The organism is Microcoleus sp. Aus8_D2 (genome assembly GCF_036702665.1).
In the GTDB taxonomy this organism is placed as follows: domain Bacteria; phylum Cyanobacteriota; class Cyanobacteriia; order Cyanobacteriales; family Microcoleaceae; genus Microcoleus.
This window is the reverse complement of sequence record NZ_JAUBUN010000046.1, coordinates 43641-57439: the sequence shown is the minus strand read 5'-3', so window position 1 is coordinate 57439 and position 13799 is coordinate 43641. Positions and strand designations below refer to the sequence as shown.

Below are 13799 nucleotides of genomic sequence, written 5' to 3'. Positions count from 1 at the left end.
GTCATTTTACCCGCTCGCGAAGTCGAAGGGTGGTCATTGGTCATTTTACCCGCTCGCGAAGTCGAAGGGTGGTCATTAGTCATTGGTCATTAGTCATTAGTCATTAGTCATTGGCAAAACAGGGCATGGGCAAAACAGGGCATGGAGGATGGGCAAAACAGGGCAGTGGGCAAAACAGGGCAGTGGCAAAACAGGCAAAACAGGCCATTGGGCATTAGTCATTAGACTTGAATTGCATAAGTCTTTGATTGATAAGCCAACCGCAGATATCAGGCAAATGCAACCGACGATGCAACCCAGATAATTGAACGAATGGAGAGCGAATGAGTGCAATGGAAGTCTATTAGTCATTAGTCAGATGTTGAATGAAATATTTTCTTCATCTGGCACTCCCCCACCCTCCCACTCTCCCACTCTCCCACTCTCCCCATCTCCTCATCCCCCCCTCTCCTTAGGGCGTGTAAATGAGGTTGAAGTAAATGCCGTTATCTTGCAGATTGTCGCCTTTATCGCTAATTCTCACCAAAGGAAAAGCGTAATCTACGCGCAAGTTCACTCGCTGTATCGGTTCCCAGATTACCCCCAAACCCAAACCTGCCAAGAATCTCTGATTGGTTAATTTATTAGGATTGTTGGGAACGTTCCACACCGTACCCGCATCCAAAAAGGGAGCTAATTGAAGTTTGGGACTTCCCGAAGCATCCCGCTGCAAAGTAATCCGATCCTCGATCGACAGTCGGAAGCCGTTATCGCCAGAACGTACATTTTGGCGGTAGCCGCGCAAAGATTGTCCACCGCCAATTACAAATTGCTGCGAAGGTAACAAACTGTTAGCAGAAAGTTGTAAGTCTGACTGCAAAATTAATAAATGTTTATCATTTAATCGCTGTACTCGCTGCACTTGACCCAGCCAACTCAAGAATTGTCCGTCGGGAGTAGAACCTTCGTTTTGAGTCGCATCAAACAAGCTAGTACCGATCGTAAATTGCGATCGCAAGGCCCAAGCACCCTGGGGGTCGCGCCGAATGTAGTCCTGTCCTAGCTTAATTACAGTCGTAGTTGTGACACCTTTGGAGTCCGGGCCGCTGCCAAAAGCACGCGGTACACCGGCGAGAAAAGTTCTGCTTGTCTGATAAGTAATACCCGCAGACAAGGCAAATTCTTCGATCGGCGTTCTTAGCAGCGGCTGGCGGTAACTCACTTCAAATAAATGCGATTTTCCTGAGATGTCAAAAGCGTCAAAAGGTGCTTGTACGATACTGTTGCGGTTCGGAGCAGCCCTCAATTGCAAAGTGCCGTTCATCGCATTTAGCGGCAAGCGGTAGCTGAAATCGAACACGTCTGAATCGCCGAGCGATCGATAATAAGCACCCGCAAGTTCGTCGCCATTTCCTGTGAGATTGCGATGCCGCAAACTCACACCCAATCTTTCAGAACCGACGCTGGGAGGCGAATAATTGTCAAAGCTGAAACTAGATTGAAAAGGATTGGCTTCCGTGACTCTGACGATCAGAATGCTCTCTCCTTCATTATCCCCAGCCCGCAGGCTGGCTTCTACATTGTCAAATAAAGGATCGACCCGCAGCAGCCGGAGTTGGTCTTCTAATGAAGCTGTACTTAAAGGCATTCCGGCACCGAGTCGAATCCGGCTGCGGATGTAACTTGGATGCAATCTTTTAGCTCCTTCTACCTCGATTCGGGTCAGCTTGCCTTCGATAACTTGAATTTGGACTACCCCTGCGGTGATAGTTTGGGGCGGCAAGACGGCTCTCGAAGTGATGTAGCCGCGATTGAGGTAAATTTCGGTAATTTTGTCGGCGATTTGTTTGAGCTGTTCTAGCGTGGCAGAACGCCCTTCTAACGGCTTGACTAAGGCATTAATTTCGTCTTGGCTTAAAATTGTGCTGCCAACTACTTGAATTTTCTGCACCTGAATTACCTGATTCGGCAGCGGCAGGGGAACTGGTGACGGAGGCCCCGGCGCAACTGTTGGTGGTGTTTGAGGAGGTTCTGGGGAAGGCTGCGGGGCAGGTTGCAAAAATCGATCGCGATTTGGATCTGGCTGAGTCGGTGGGGCGGGCAGGTTGGGAGGTGCCGATCGATCGCGATTTGGATCTGGTTGAGTCAGGGATGGTGGCAGGTTGGGAGGTGCCGAGGGTGAGTTTTGGGATAAAACATTGCAATCTAGAGGGTTCCCACATTTTGGCTCGCTGTCAACTAGATTTTGTGCTTCGGGTTCCGGGTGGGCATCACAACCAGTTTCATTAATTGTGGAACAGCGATCGACTTGATTGTCAAGAGGGTTGTTTTCGGAAAAATCGGGCAGTTGATTTAAGTTTGTTGCAGTTTCATCCTGCTTGATTTCGAGTTTTTGCAGTGCTAATACTCCGTTGCCCGGATCTGCTGAGTTGTCAGCGGCGGCGGGCAACTGATAAATATCGTCCGTTTGGGATATAGCTTGATGGGCATCAAAGCAAGCAATGGGGAGCGCAGTTAGAAGTAAAATTCCCAACCGAAATATTGCAATATTTGCTCTCGGGCGCATAATTAATATTTTTTGTAAAATAATTTTGCTTGCTGCTTGACTATGCAAGTTTACCATTTAGTATTGGGCGCAATTTGACCATAAAATTTTCAATAGTCCGGCTTTCCAGAGACAAGGGGAGCCTGATGCTCTTTAGGACAAAAATTTTAATTTATTGAGGACGATCGACCAAAAAACCCGCAACGCCGCAAAAATCATCTGTGGCGCTGCAAAATACCGCGCTCGCAACCGGGTTTTTCGTACTTGCTGCGCCAGTAGAATTATTTTTGGGTGATGGGTGTTAACTGACTGGGGACTAATGGTTCTTGGGCGATTTTGGCGAGTTCGACCGAGCTTAACACTTCTGACCACTTGAGCGCTAAACTGGCATCGCTGGGAGACTCCACGCGCAGTTGAGCTAGGGTTGCCAGGTACTCGTACCAGAGACCTTGTTGGGCGAAGATGCTCAGTTTGGCGCGAGGATCTGGCGATCGATCCAACTCTGTTTTCACGGTTGGGGCGACTGCGCTGCGGTTGATCCACCCCGAAACGAGAACCTCATCTCTATAGTTTTTTGGGTTGCATTTGATAGTAAAGTACCATTGATAGTTTTTGCCAACTTTCAGCTCTGGCGAGTTGTCGTCGGCACCTAGGCTGATGCTAACAATACCAGGACGGCTCGTTACCATCCGAAAACTTTTTTTGTATACTGTCTTGTCGCTTTCGTCTGCTAACTCAAACTGAACTGTTTTGTCGATCGCTACCGGAAGGTAGTAAAAAAATGTCGGCTTTGCTGATATGGTTTGCCCCATAGTTGATTGGGGAATCAATGCCGTTAAGGCATTTGTGGCAGTGCATTCTAAGCCGCGGGTTCCTCCCCCTTCCCGCCTTCCGGGTACTCCCTGCTCCGGCGGTTGAAAGCTATTCCACGCGACTCCCAATTGCTGGCTGTTCGGTCTGCTTCCGCTGATTTCAGGGGGTTGAGCTGTTTGCCAGTTGAGGGGTAGCTGCGGTTGTGAGGGGCGGTGGACGCTGTTTGCGGGGCTGTTGAGAGCCTCTGCTGGTATGAAGAAACTACCGGCGGCAACTGCCTCTAAAGACAGAATTAAGGAAAGAGCACCGATGTTTAGAGCAGACTTCCAAGCCATGACGAACCTGCCTTCTGATGAACCTAGGAACTTGAGCGCACGATTTTATTCTATCCAAGGTTTTGACGGATATAGTAATCTGTTGTACTTAATTTATATATTGAGGCAGATACGATTAGTTGGGTTGCTCTGACCAAGATGGAATTCTGTGTCGCATTTTTCAGTGGTAGCTTAGTAGTTATACTTACTTGCCTTCACGGCAGCAGGTTCGGTTGAGCTTGTTAAACCCAACTTTGAGATGCTACTAGAAAGACTAATATTCCGGGTTTTTTAACTCTGGCCACAGGCTAGAAAGCGTCTTTTCGTAAAAAAATCCGGTTGATGCGTCAGTCCAGGATATCAGGAACCTCGGCAATTTTGCTGATGAGCCTCCAGCACTCGGCTACAAGTTACAAATGAAGTTTTCTGTACAATACCGGCAAAAAAATTTAGCATGAATCTCGATTCACCTGTTCTCTCGGACAAACAGCCTTCTGGGCTGCGGATGGTAAGACCGATCGGGGTCTTGGCGCTGCACGGCATTGCTTTTTTAGGAAATAGGTTGTTGGCGGTCGATCGCGCCGAAGGGCTACTATTGGAGATCGATCGAGAAACGGACAACACTACTGTTTTGAATCCTAATCAAACGGCTAAGTTTGCAGGCGCAACCGGGCTGGCGATTTGGGAAGATACTCTCTGGTTTTCGCGAGATGAGGATATTTGTTGCTGTCCGGGCGCAATTCGGGATGGGGGAATCGCTGAACTCAAACCGGAACATTTTGTTTCCCTTTCTTATCCCGCTGACGGGATTGCAGTTTGGAAATCTACGCTGTATGTGACTTGCCAGAGATTGGGCTATATTCTGGTTTTTGATGTAAAAACTGGTCGGGAAATTACTCGGTTTTATGCTCCGGGTATTGGCATAGAAAATATCACTGTCCGGGATGAGGAACTCTGGGTTTGCGACAAGACTGAGCAAACTGTTTACTGTTTGGAACGGGCAACTGGGGAGATTAAATTTAGCGTTTTGACTCCCTTTGAGTGGCCTTCGGGTTTGGCTTTTCATAAAGATGCCCAGACGGGCGAAGAGGTTCTGTACGTGGCTTATGCCGGGGATGAACTTTATATCCGGGACGATCCGAATTCGGAAGATCCTTTTCAGTTGACGAAGCGCGATCGCACTTTTGTTCACCCTTTATCTTTTCACTACAATGAAGCCGAACGCTTCGCTCTGTCAAGCGGTTTTTTGATGGAAATGTCCTATGTGGAGGAACTGTCTCCCCTGGATGAGGTAGAAATCGATAATTTGGAGTGGCGGATTGCTTTACCATCGGACACTCACCGGCAAAAGGTCAAGAAAATTACACCGATTGGAATGCCTTTTACTGAGGAAATTCAGCAAGGGGAACGGGTGGCGGTGTTTAAGTTCGATCGCCTCCAGAAGGGAGAACGGCGCATTTTTGGCTGGAAGGCTTTGCTAGAAGTGCGATCGATTAAGTATCAGTTGTCGCCTCGGGATGTGGAAAAGATGCCTAAGCTGTCGCCGGAGTTTGCAGCTAAGTATTTGGTAGATAATGATAATTTGGCGATGGATACGGAGATTGTGCGATCGGCTGCGGTGGCATCTATTGGCACAGAAACTAATATTCTGAGGAAGTTACTGAGCATTCGCAATTTTGTTTACGACCAACTTTCTTACGGGATTAGGCCTCACATTGACACACCCGATATTGTACTGCGCCGCGGCGTCGGTTCTTGCGGCGAGTACGTGGGGCTGTTGTTGGCTTTAGCAAGGTTGAACGGGATTCCTTGCCGCACAATTGGGCGCTACAAGTGTCCGGCTTTTGCTGACAGAAAAGGTTTGCCCCTGGAACCAGATTTCAATCACGTTTGGCTGGAGTTTTACATTCCAGGTTTTGGCTGGGTGCCGATGGAATCTAATCCTGACGACATTCAAGAGAGAGGCCCTTATCCTTTACGGTTTTTTATGGGCTTAGCTTGGTATCACGTCGAAATTGGCAAGGGAATTCGGTTTCAAAGTCTCACCAGTGGGGGTCTTCCTTTGAATAAGGAGGATGTTTCCGTGGGGAGTCTGGCAATTAATCATGTGAGGTTTACAATTTTGGAAGAGTTACTCTAAGGAAGAAGGAAGAAGGAAGAAGGAAGAGGGAAGAAGGAAGAAGGAGGATTTTTTTCATCTCCCCCTCTCCCTCTCGCCCAATTCAGAACAAGTCCGGTACAATAACCGTTATCAGGTTTGTAGTGAGGACTTTAGTCCGCAGAGTTTTATGAGGATTTCCATTCCTCGCTACAAACTAATTTTATTGCGATTGTGCGATCGCACAGGTTTGTAGTGAGGAATGCGAGTCCGCAGAGTTTTATGAGGATTTCCATTCCTCGCTACAAACTAATTTTATTGCGGTTGTGCGATCGCACATAATCTCAAGTATAAGGCAAGCAGGAGGGGTTGTGGAATTTTCGATTGCTAATTTGCTGGTTTTGGTAGCCTTTGTGCTGTTGCTGACAGTGACTGGCGGAGTCGCCTATTTAACAGCGGTTGAGTGGCGCGATCGCAGGCGGTTAGATAACGCCAAACGTAAAAAATAGTCGCTATTTGCTGTTGACAAATTGCATTTTTCATGATCATAAATAAGGCGATCTACTTGGGTCGCCTTTAGAGGTTTGTAGTGAGGACTGAAGTCCTCTCTCGTTTGATGCGGACTGAAGTCCTCACTACAAACCTATTTGATTTAGGATTCACGGGCGGGAGGCGCGCGCCACAATCAACACAGATGAAAAAAGGGATTGGGGATTTTAAGTCCACTGTCGGAAAAATGTATTTTCTTGCCAAGCGGTGGCAGTGCGTTGTTCAATTGCTGCCATTTCTGCCTGACTCAGGGGTTTGAATGCTTGAGCGACTTTCAAGTTTTCTTCTAATTGCTTTACTGAGTCGGCGGCGATGATGCAGCAGTGGACGCCGGGGAGTGAAAGCGTGTAGCCCATTGCTTGGTGCATTCCATCTAAAACACCGTTCTGAAATAATTTGCCGTAAGCTGGTATTTTCATGGCAATTACGCCAATGTTTTTGGCTTTGGCAATTGGTAAAGCGGTGGTAACAAACGATCGCGGGTGGTGTTTTTCGGCGGCGTTGAGGGAGATTAATGTTGTATCGAAAGGATAGCGCTGCAAACCTGCGACAATAATAGCGGGTTCGTGGTGTCCGGTGATGCCAGAAAAACGAATTATTTTTTGCTGTTTGGCTTCTTCGATCGCCTTTATTGCTCCTTTGGCACTGAAAATCTGGTCTAATTCATTTTGAAATGAGACGTGGTGGAGTTGCCACAAGTCGAGGCGATCGGTTTTCAATCTTTTGAGCGATCTTTCTAAGTCTCTCCAGGCGCCGTCTCTGTCTCTGGCTGCGGTTTTTGTGGCCAAGAACAGGCGCGATCGATATTTTGGCAAAACTTTGCCTAAGTTTTCTTCGCTGGGCCCGTAGTCGGCCGCCGTGTCAAAATAGCGAATCCCAAGTTCGATCGCGCGTTCGATTTGCGCCGCCGCTTCTGATTCTCTTCCTGGCTGCGACAGCGGTGTTTGTCCGGCCCCTCCCAAACCAAAAATCGGCACTTTGACGCCTGTTTTGCCTAACAGTCGTTCTGGCATTTTTACTGTGGTGGCGGCCTGCTGGTTGGGTGTGGCTGCGATTTCTCGATCGTGCCCGTCGATCGCCTTAGCGGCTGCAATGCCGCTGGCAACAGCTATACTGCTCAATATAAAATTGCGGCGAGTCTTTTTGCCAGTCATGGTTTCCGTCTCCTCAGAATTTTTGAGTAGAAATTAACCGCTTTTTTGTTCGGACAATACATAGATTTCTAGCGCAAATATGAGAATTTTTCCCCTATCCGAGGGAGGAGAAGGACGGGGAAAAATAATCTATATTCGAGGGAAAGATTCGCGAACACTTGGGGCGATCGGTAATCGGTAATCGGTAATCGGTAATCGGTAATCGGTAATCGGTAATCGGTAATCGGTAATCGGTAATCGGTAAGAGTGGCCAACTACAAACTGCTAAAAATTAGTTGTAAATTAATTCCCAATTCCCAATTCCCAATTACCAATTCCCCATGCCCCATGCCCCATGCCCCATGCCCCATTCCCCATGCCCCATTCCCCATGCCCCATGCCCCATTCCCCATTCCCCATGCCCCATGCCCTATGCCCCATGCCCCATGCCCCATCCCCCATTCCCCATTCCCAAACATATTTCTATTGGTCAATTATCCACGCACGAATCAGTTCGTTTACCTGTTCTGGTACTTCGTCGTGGGGACAGTGACCAGCTTTGATAAAGTGTTCTGTCAACTGCGGATAATGTTGGCGGAATTTGGCGCTTCTGTTGGTGGAATTCATCCAGGGGTCGCCCTCTCCCCACAGCATTAGCAGCGGACAATTTAATTGACTCAGCAATACGTCGATTTTTTCGCCTTGGGGTGTTCTGAATACGGAGGCGAATACTTTGGGTGCACCGGGATCGCAGGATGGTTGGTAAATTTCTTCTACTAATTGGTCTGTGACGGCGCTTTGGTCGAGATAAACTTTTTCGAGGGTTTTCCGAATTGTCGATCGCTGGCGCACGTATTGGAACAGCAGAAAACTTGCCCAATCTTGCTGAAATAAGGTTTTAGCTACGGTAGATATGGCTTTTTGCAAGGGCGGGGCTTCGGGTGCGGGCTGAGGTTCGCTGAAGGGGCCGGCGCTGTTGATTAAGATGAGTCCGGCGGCTGATTCGGGACGCTGGGCTGCTACGCACAAGGCGGCGTAGCCTCCGAGGGAGTTGCCGGCTAGTACGGCGGGCCGGCCGATGATGGTGGTGATGAAGTCGTGGAGTTGGTCGCGCCAGAGCTCGCCGCTGTACTGGATTTCGGGTTTTGCCGATCGCCCGAATCCGATCAGGTCGATCGCCCACACTTCAAAATCTTTGCTCAGTCCGCTGATATTTTTGCGCCAGTGGTCTGTGGATGCTCCAAAACCGTGAATTAACAGCAGGGGAGGGCGTTCTGGATGTCGATCGCCAGACCGCACGTAGTACACTGAATGGCCCCGCCATTGCCAGTATGTGCCGGCGATAGGGGCTGCGGTGATGGCTGGGGTTGCTTGCATAAAATGTAAAGAAATAAGTATTTACTTTAACTATTGTATCGTGAGGTTCAGATTTATAAAGTTTTGGCAGCGCGCTGGGGTTTTGCCAGTAAGGGATACGTCAAGTTTGTCGAGTTGGGCTAGTGCGGGCGATCGCACTCAGAATCAATAAGTTTTGTAACAAATATTGATTTGGTAAAGGCCGCAGCAGTCGGATCTCCGTATTCGATCGGCATTTGGGAAATATATCGGGTTTCGACTGCAACACACCTAAGTATGATAATTGCGCCCTTTGGATACAAGTAGGAGTTGTGGGCGATCGGGCTAGAGCTGAGGTGGCGAGAGTCGATCCCCAGAGGCGAGGAGTCAAGGGATCGACTTTTTTGGAGAGATTTCCGATCTTTTCAACGTGGGGATCGTTTGCTAAGGAAGCTGTGGAGGGCTTGGGACGCAGCGGGCACAGCTTCCGTGCGGTGGCCAAAGCAGAGATCGAAAATCTGGCTGCGGGTAGAAGTTATAAGTAAAATTACTGGTGGTTCTCGGCAAAAGTTTCTGAGAATCGCAGAATATTTTGTGATGTTCTTTGCTTTTCTTAACGGCTTTGATACTCTAAGATAGAAATAGAGCTGCGCCGCTCAATTAATGAGTATTTTGAATACTAGGGAGCCAACTATGCAGGGTGTGAAGTTTATCCACCTGAAAGTTAGGGAGTTTTCTGAGTGATTGCTATCTCAGCCCGTCCGGTCGTCGGACGCAATTGGATTACGATTAGCTTCGCTTCTACCCTATACCTTTGTCCTATTTTGGATCTGCTCCTAGCAGAGATTCCGCCTCACTGGCAAGCGGAATTACGGTTGGGGCTTCAAGAAGCTTTGGTAAATGCTGCTAAGCATGGAAATAAGTTAGACCCCAGTAAAACTGTTGGAGTCCGTTTTTCGATCGTCCAAAACGAATATTGGTGGGTGATATCAGATGAAGGTTCGGGCTTTAAAGCCCCTTGCGGTTGCGACCTTTATACCGATAATTGCGACAGTCTCATAGCAGAGGATGTTGCAGATCCTTCTGAACTTCCCCATTTTGAACAGGAATGTGGTAGGGGGCTGTTTATCCTTTACCAAATATTCGATCGGGTTGAGTGGAATGCTCAAGGCACAGAGTTACGGCTGTGCAAAGAACTTCCCAGTCGCTACCGGCTGCCTCGCTTGCGCTAAAACTGATATTTGGCAGCATTTTTCAGCTCGGCTCGACCTGCATTTTTTTTCGTTTCCCCGCTGAACCGGGGATGGAGAATTTGGAGTATCAGGCTATTGATAGTAGATGATAATGCAAAATGTGAGTTTTGAGTGAGAAAAGTATAAATCTTTTTTAGCTCTCAATCGCGCTGCTCGATCGAGCGGCGCGATTGTTTGAGTTTTGGGATATCATCAAATATTTAACTCAAGACTCACAATTATTTGCCGTGAGTCGGACAGGGAGGAGCTGAGATCGATCGATCCAGCCATCCTGCTGCTTGGTTGAGGCGCGGGAGGGCTTCTTCGGGCTGATTTTTCAACAAAAAGACCAAAGCGGCCGCAGCTTGCTCTCCGGCCCGCGCCGAACGGTTGGCTTTCAGGCGGTGCCAATCTCTTTCGGAAATGGCGAGGCGGGCTGCTAGGGCTTGAGCCAGTTCTACTGTGCTAAGCTCGTTGAGGTTGACAGTTTGGGTTGTTTGTGTAGTTTCAAGCATATTTGGCAATTATAGGGATTTGGTTAGGGTTTATGAATTAAAAAAATATACTGCGAATATAATAACAACTTAATTGGGAATCGGTTTTTTTTAAGTATTGTCGGGTTTGCAGATCGAAATGCCTCAACAGCCGTCAGAGTTAAATCGGGAAGATTCAGAGAATGAGTTTGTGCAGGCGATCGCAGCAGTGGAGCGATCGCTCGCAGCCGTCAAAGAGCGTTACACTCAGATTCAGTGCGATCGCCAGCGCCAAGCCGAACTCGGCAACCGGCGAGAAGATGTCCGCCAGTCTCTGCGCCAAAATCCATTACCGCAACTCAAGAAAGAATTGCGGGAAATTGAGCAAGAATTGGAAACGATCGAGTTAAATTTAGAAAGCAGCCTGTTTTCTTGGGGAAGCATAAAACAACCTTTTTGGCAAGCAGTTCGCTTTGGTGGACTCGGCATTTTGCTGGGTTGGATGTTGAAATCCTATGTCGGTTGAATTATGTTAGGAGTTAGGATTTTTTTTACCGCAGAGGGCGCAGAGGGCGCAGAGGAAGAGAAAGAAGAGAATTGTGGTGCCAAAATATTAAATAAACAGGATTGGATATGACAAATCAACGAATTGCAGCAATTTTGCGCGGTGGCGAACCCGACGAAACCGTAACCATTCAAGGTTGGGTGCGGACTAAACGCGAATTAAAAGAATTTGCCTTTGTCGAAGTCAACGACGGTTCGGCGATGGCTAACTTGCAAGTAGTCATCAATGCCGATTTGCCAGACTTTGAAAATATACTCAAACAAATCAATACAGGTGCATCTCTAGAAGTTTCGGGTGTGCTGGTAGCATCTCCGGCGAAGGGACAGCGAATTGAGTTGAAAGCTTCGCAAGTACAAGTTTACGGCGAAGCAGACCCGCAAACTTATCCGCTGCAAAAAAAGCGCCATTCCTTGGAATTTTTGCGAACAATCGCCCATTTGCGGCCGCGTACTAACACCCACGGTGCAGTTTTTCGAGTCCGGAATGCTTGTTCGGCGGCGGTACATCAATTTTTTCAAGAACGGGGTTTTTTGTGGGTTCACACTCCGATTCTGGCTGCTAGCGACTGCGAAGGTGCAGGGGAAATGTTCGCCGTTACTAACTTCGATTTAAAGAATGTGCCGCGTACTGATTCGCAAGAAGTTGATTATGCGAAAGACTTTTTTGGGAAGCGCGCTTATTTAACAGTTAGCGGCCAGTTGGAAGCGGAAGTTATGGCGCTGGCTTTCGGGAATGTTTACACTTTTGGCCCGACTTTCCGAGCGGAAAATTCTAATACTTCCCGGCATTTGGCGGAGTTTTGGATGATTGAACCGGAAATGGCTTTCTGCGATTTGCAGGGAGATATGGATTTGGCTGAGGCGTTTTTAAAGTATATTTTTAAATTTGTTTTGGAGCATTGTCCGGAGGATATGGAGTTTTTCAACGAGCGGATTGATAAGACGGTTTTGGCGACGGCTGACAATATTATTAACAATCAGTTCGAGCGGATTACTTACACCGAGGCGATCGCACTTTTGGAAAAAGCTGACAAAAAGTTTGATTTCCCGGTAAGCTGGGGCTTAGATTTGCAGTCAGAACACGAGCGCTATTTGGCTGAAGACTTGTTTAAAAAGCCGACGATTGTCAGCGATTATCCCGTCGGGATTAAAGCATTTTATATGCGTTTAAACGAGGACGAGAAAACCGTGCGAGCAATGGATGTTTTGGCTCCGAATATTGGGGAAATTATCGGTGGTTCGCAGCGGGAAGAACGGCTCGATGTGTTGGAGCGGCGCATGGAAGCTCAAGGTATGAATAAGGAGGAGTTGTGGTGGTATTTGGATTTGCGCCGCTACGGTACTGTGCCTCATGCTGGCTTTGGTTTGGGGTTTGAACGGTTGGTGCAATTCATGACGGGAATGGGGAATATCCGCGATGTGATTCCGTTTCCGAGAGCACCTTTGACCATTGATTTTTAATTAAGGTTCGTAGTGAGGACTTTAGTCCGCAAAAAGAAGGACTAAAGTCCTCACTACAAACACCTTCTTTTTCAAAGGTTCGTAGTGAGGACTTTAGTCCGCAAAAAGAAGGACTAAAGTCCTCACTACAAACACCTTCTTTTTGAAAGGTTCGTAGTGAGGACTTTAGTCCGCAAAAAGAAGGACTAAAGTCCTCACTACAAACACCTTCTTTTCCAATCTAAAATCTAAAATGGTACTTAGTTTATGGTACTTCAAATCCCATCCAGTTCTCAAGCGCTAACTGTCACCTGGGAACCCCTACCAGCCGGCTTTGTTTTACCGGACGATCCTGTGGAAAATATTCAACAACCGCCCCTTGCTGCTGCTCTCACCGATGCTCTAGGAGCCGCTGGACGCATCGAACAAAATGCCCTTATCGGTTCCAATTTTGGACTGGTAGCGACGCTAAATAAGCAAACTGTAGTCAAAGCACCGGATTGGTTTTTTGTGCCGCAAGTGCATCCAGTTGCTGAGGGGACGATTCGCCGCAGCTACACGCCGAATCTGGAGGGTGCGCCGGTATCTGTGGTGATGGAGTTTTTGTCTAATGAAGATTACAGCGAATTGTCAGTGCGATCGACTCCTCCCTACGGCAAGCTCTACTTCTACGAACAGATTCTGCAAGTGCCCACCTACGTGACTTACGACCCCTACGAGCCCAAGCTGGAAGTGCGGTATCTGCTAAATGGAGCCTATGAAACGCAGGTTGCTGATGCGTCAGGACGGGTGCGGATTCCAGAGTTGGATTTGTGGCTGGGGATTTGGTCGGGGGAGCGGCTGGGTCAAACTATGAACTGGCTGCGCTGGTGGGATTCGCAGGGAAATTTGCTGTTGTGGAGTTCGGAACAGGCCCAACAGGAACGCCAGCGGGCCGAACAGGAACGCCAGCGGGCGGATTTATTGGCGGCAAAGTTGCGTGAGTTGGGTGTTGATATCGATCGGCTGACGTGAGGAGGGCGGGATGCTTGTTAGTTAGGTGCAGGGTGCGTCGCGATCGCAAATTCACAAACAAGAGCGAAGTCTCAGCAGCGACGCACCCTACAAAATACTGACGTGAGGAGGGCGGGATGCTTGTTAGTCGTAGGGTGTGTCGCCATCGAAAATCCCCAAATTAGAGCGAAGTCTCAGCAGCGACGCACCCTACAAAATACTGACGTGAGGAGGGCGGGATGCTTGTTAGTTAGGCGTAGGGTGCGTCGCGATCGCAAATCCCCAAATTAGAGCGAAGTCTCAGCAGCGACGCACCCTACCAAATAAAGTT

13 protein-coding genes are annotated in these 13799 nt (G+C 48.2%); 6 read left to right on the top strand and 7 right to left on the bottom strand.

Annotated elements, in window-relative coordinates:
* Positions 1-451: 451 nt before the first annotated feature.
* Positions 452-2602, bottom strand: coding sequence for a ShlB/FhaC/HecB family hemolysin secretion/activation protein (locus tag QUB64_RS27110; protein ID WP_333276488.1), 2151 nt, complete (start codon positions 2600-2602; stop codon positions 452-454).
* A gap of 203 nt (positions 2603-2805) precedes the next feature.
* Positions 2806-3672, bottom strand: a complete 867-nt coding sequence (locus QUB64_RS27105; RefSeq protein ID WP_333276492.1) for a DUF928 domain-containing protein — start codon at positions 3670-3672, stop codon at positions 2806-2808.
* A 433-nt stretch (positions 3673-4105) separates the two neighbouring features.
* Between QUB64_RS27105 and QUB64_RS27100 the strand changes: the two genes are divergently transcribed.
* Both QUB64_RS27100 and QUB64_RS27095 read left to right on the top strand, forming a co-directional pair.
* Positions 4106-5791 carry a transglutaminase domain-containing protein gene (locus tag QUB64_RS27100; protein ID WP_333276496.1) on the top strand — a complete coding sequence of 562 codons (1686 nt, stop codon included), beginning with the start codon at positions 4106-4108 and terminating at the stop codon, positions 5789-5791.
* Between the two features lie 329 nt (positions 5792-6120).
* A complete protein-coding gene (locus QUB64_RS27095; protein WP_293147539.1) occupies positions 6121-6258 on the top strand; it encodes a hypothetical protein in 138 nt (45 codons plus the stop codon).
* Positions 6259-6465: 207 nt separating this feature from the next.
* On the opposite strand, the gene QUB64_RS27090 is transcribed toward QUB64_RS27095, so the two are convergent.
* The 4 genes from QUB64_RS27090 to QUB64_RS27075 form a co-directional block, all read right to left on the bottom strand.
* The gene (locus tag QUB64_RS27090) at positions 6466-7452 is read right to left on the bottom strand and encodes an aldo/keto reductase (protein WP_333276503.1); all 987 of its coding nucleotides are present in this window, start codon (positions 7450-7452) and stop codon (positions 6466-6468) included.
* A 254-nt stretch (positions 7453-7706) separates the two neighbouring features.
* Positions 7707-7886 carry a hypothetical protein gene (locus QUB64_RS27085; protein ID WP_442921723.1) on the bottom strand — a complete coding sequence of 60 codons (180 nt, stop codon included), beginning with the start codon at positions 7884-7886 and terminating at the stop codon, positions 7707-7709.
* A 28-nt stretch (positions 7887-7914) separates the two neighbouring features.
* Positions 7915-8808 carry an alpha/beta fold hydrolase gene (locus QUB64_RS27080; protein WP_333276509.1) on the bottom strand — a complete coding sequence of 298 codons (894 nt, stop codon included), beginning with the start codon at positions 8806-8808 and terminating at the stop codon, positions 7915-7917.
* 100 nt (positions 8809-8908) lie between these two features.
* The gene (locus QUB64_RS27075; RefSeq protein WP_333276512.1) at positions 8909-9268 is read right to left on the bottom strand and encodes a hypothetical protein; all 360 of its coding nucleotides are present in this window, start codon (positions 9266-9268) and stop codon (positions 8909-8911) included.
* A gap of 238 nt (positions 9269-9506) precedes the next feature.
* Here QUB64_RS27075 and QUB64_RS27070 point away from each other — a divergent pair, with 238 nt between their 5' ends.
* Positions 9507-9998: an ATP-binding protein gene (locus QUB64_RS27070; RefSeq protein WP_333276514.1), complete on the top strand. Its 492-nt coding sequence runs from the start codon at positions 9507-9509 to the stop codon at positions 9996-9998.
* Between the two features lie 239 nt (positions 9999-10237).
* Here QUB64_RS27070 and QUB64_RS27065 read toward each other — a convergent pair whose 3' ends face one another.
* Positions 10238-10513 (bottom strand): DUF6439 family protein, encoded by a 276-nt coding sequence (locus QUB64_RS27065; RefSeq protein WP_293342070.1) that lies wholly within the window; start codon positions 10511-10513, stop codon positions 10238-10240.
* A 118-nt stretch (positions 10514-10631) separates the two neighbouring features.
* Here QUB64_RS27065 and QUB64_RS27060 point away from each other — a divergent pair, with 118 nt between their 5' ends.
* From QUB64_RS27060 to QUB64_RS27050, 3 genes are all read left to right on the top strand, one after another.
* Positions 10632-10997 (top strand): DUF2203 domain-containing protein, encoded by a 366-nt coding sequence (locus QUB64_RS27060; RefSeq protein ID WP_333276521.1) that lies wholly within the window; start codon positions 10632-10634, stop codon positions 10995-10997.
* 107 nt (positions 10998-11104) lie between these two features.
* The gene (asnS, locus tag QUB64_RS27055) at positions 11105-12496 is read left to right on the top strand and encodes an asparagine--tRNA ligase (RefSeq protein ID WP_333276522.1); all 1392 of its coding nucleotides are present in this window, start codon (positions 11105-11107) and stop codon (positions 12494-12496) included.
* Positions 12497-12742: 246 nt separating this feature from the next.
* The gene (locus QUB64_RS27050) at positions 12743-13489 is read left to right on the top strand and encodes a Uma2 family endonuclease (RefSeq protein ID WP_333276525.1); all 747 of its coding nucleotides are present in this window, start codon (positions 12743-12745) and stop codon (positions 13487-13489) included.
* The last annotated feature ends 310 nt before the right edge of the window (positions 13490-13799 follow it).

Excerpts from the sequence above, each read along its gene's own strand:
- QUB64_RS27110 (WP_333276488.1), bottom strand. The coding sequence starts at position 2,602 with ATGGTAAACTTGCATAGTCAAGCAGCAAGCAAAATTATTTTACAAAAA.
- QUB64_RS27105 (WP_333276492.1), bottom strand. The coding sequence starts at position 3,672 with ATGGCTTGGAAGTCTGCTCTAAACATCGGTGCTCTTTCCTTAATTCTG.
- QUB64_RS27100 (WP_333276496.1), top strand. The coding sequence starts at position 4,106 with ATGAATCTCGATTCACCTGTTCTCTCGGACAAACAGCCTTCTGGGCTG.
- QUB64_RS27090 (WP_333276503.1), bottom strand. The coding sequence starts at position 7,452 with ATGACTGGCAAAAAGACTCGCCGCAATTTTATATTGAGCAGTATAGCT.
- QUB64_RS27085 (WP_442921723.1), bottom strand. The coding sequence starts at position 7,886 with ATGGGGCATGGGGCATGGGGCATAGGGCATGGGGCATGGGGAATGGGG.
- QUB64_RS27080 (WP_333276509.1), bottom strand. The coding sequence starts at position 8,808 with ATGCAAGCAACCCCAGCCATCACCGCAGCCCCTATCGCCGGCACATAC.
- QUB64_RS27065 (WP_293342070.1), bottom strand. The coding sequence starts at position 10,513 with ATGCTTGAAACTACACAAACAACCCAAACTGTCAACCTCAACGAGCTT.
- QUB64_RS27060 (WP_333276521.1), top strand. The coding sequence starts at position 10,632 with ATGCCTCAACAGCCGTCAGAGTTAAATCGGGAAGATTCAGAGAATGAG.
- asnS (WP_333276522.1), top strand. The coding sequence starts at position 11,105 with ATGACAAATCAACGAATTGCAGCAATTTTGCGCGGTGGCGAACCCGAC.
- QUB64_RS27050 (WP_333276525.1), top strand. The coding sequence starts at position 12,743 with ATGGTACTTCAAATCCCATCCAGTTCTCAAGCGCTAACTGTCACCTGG.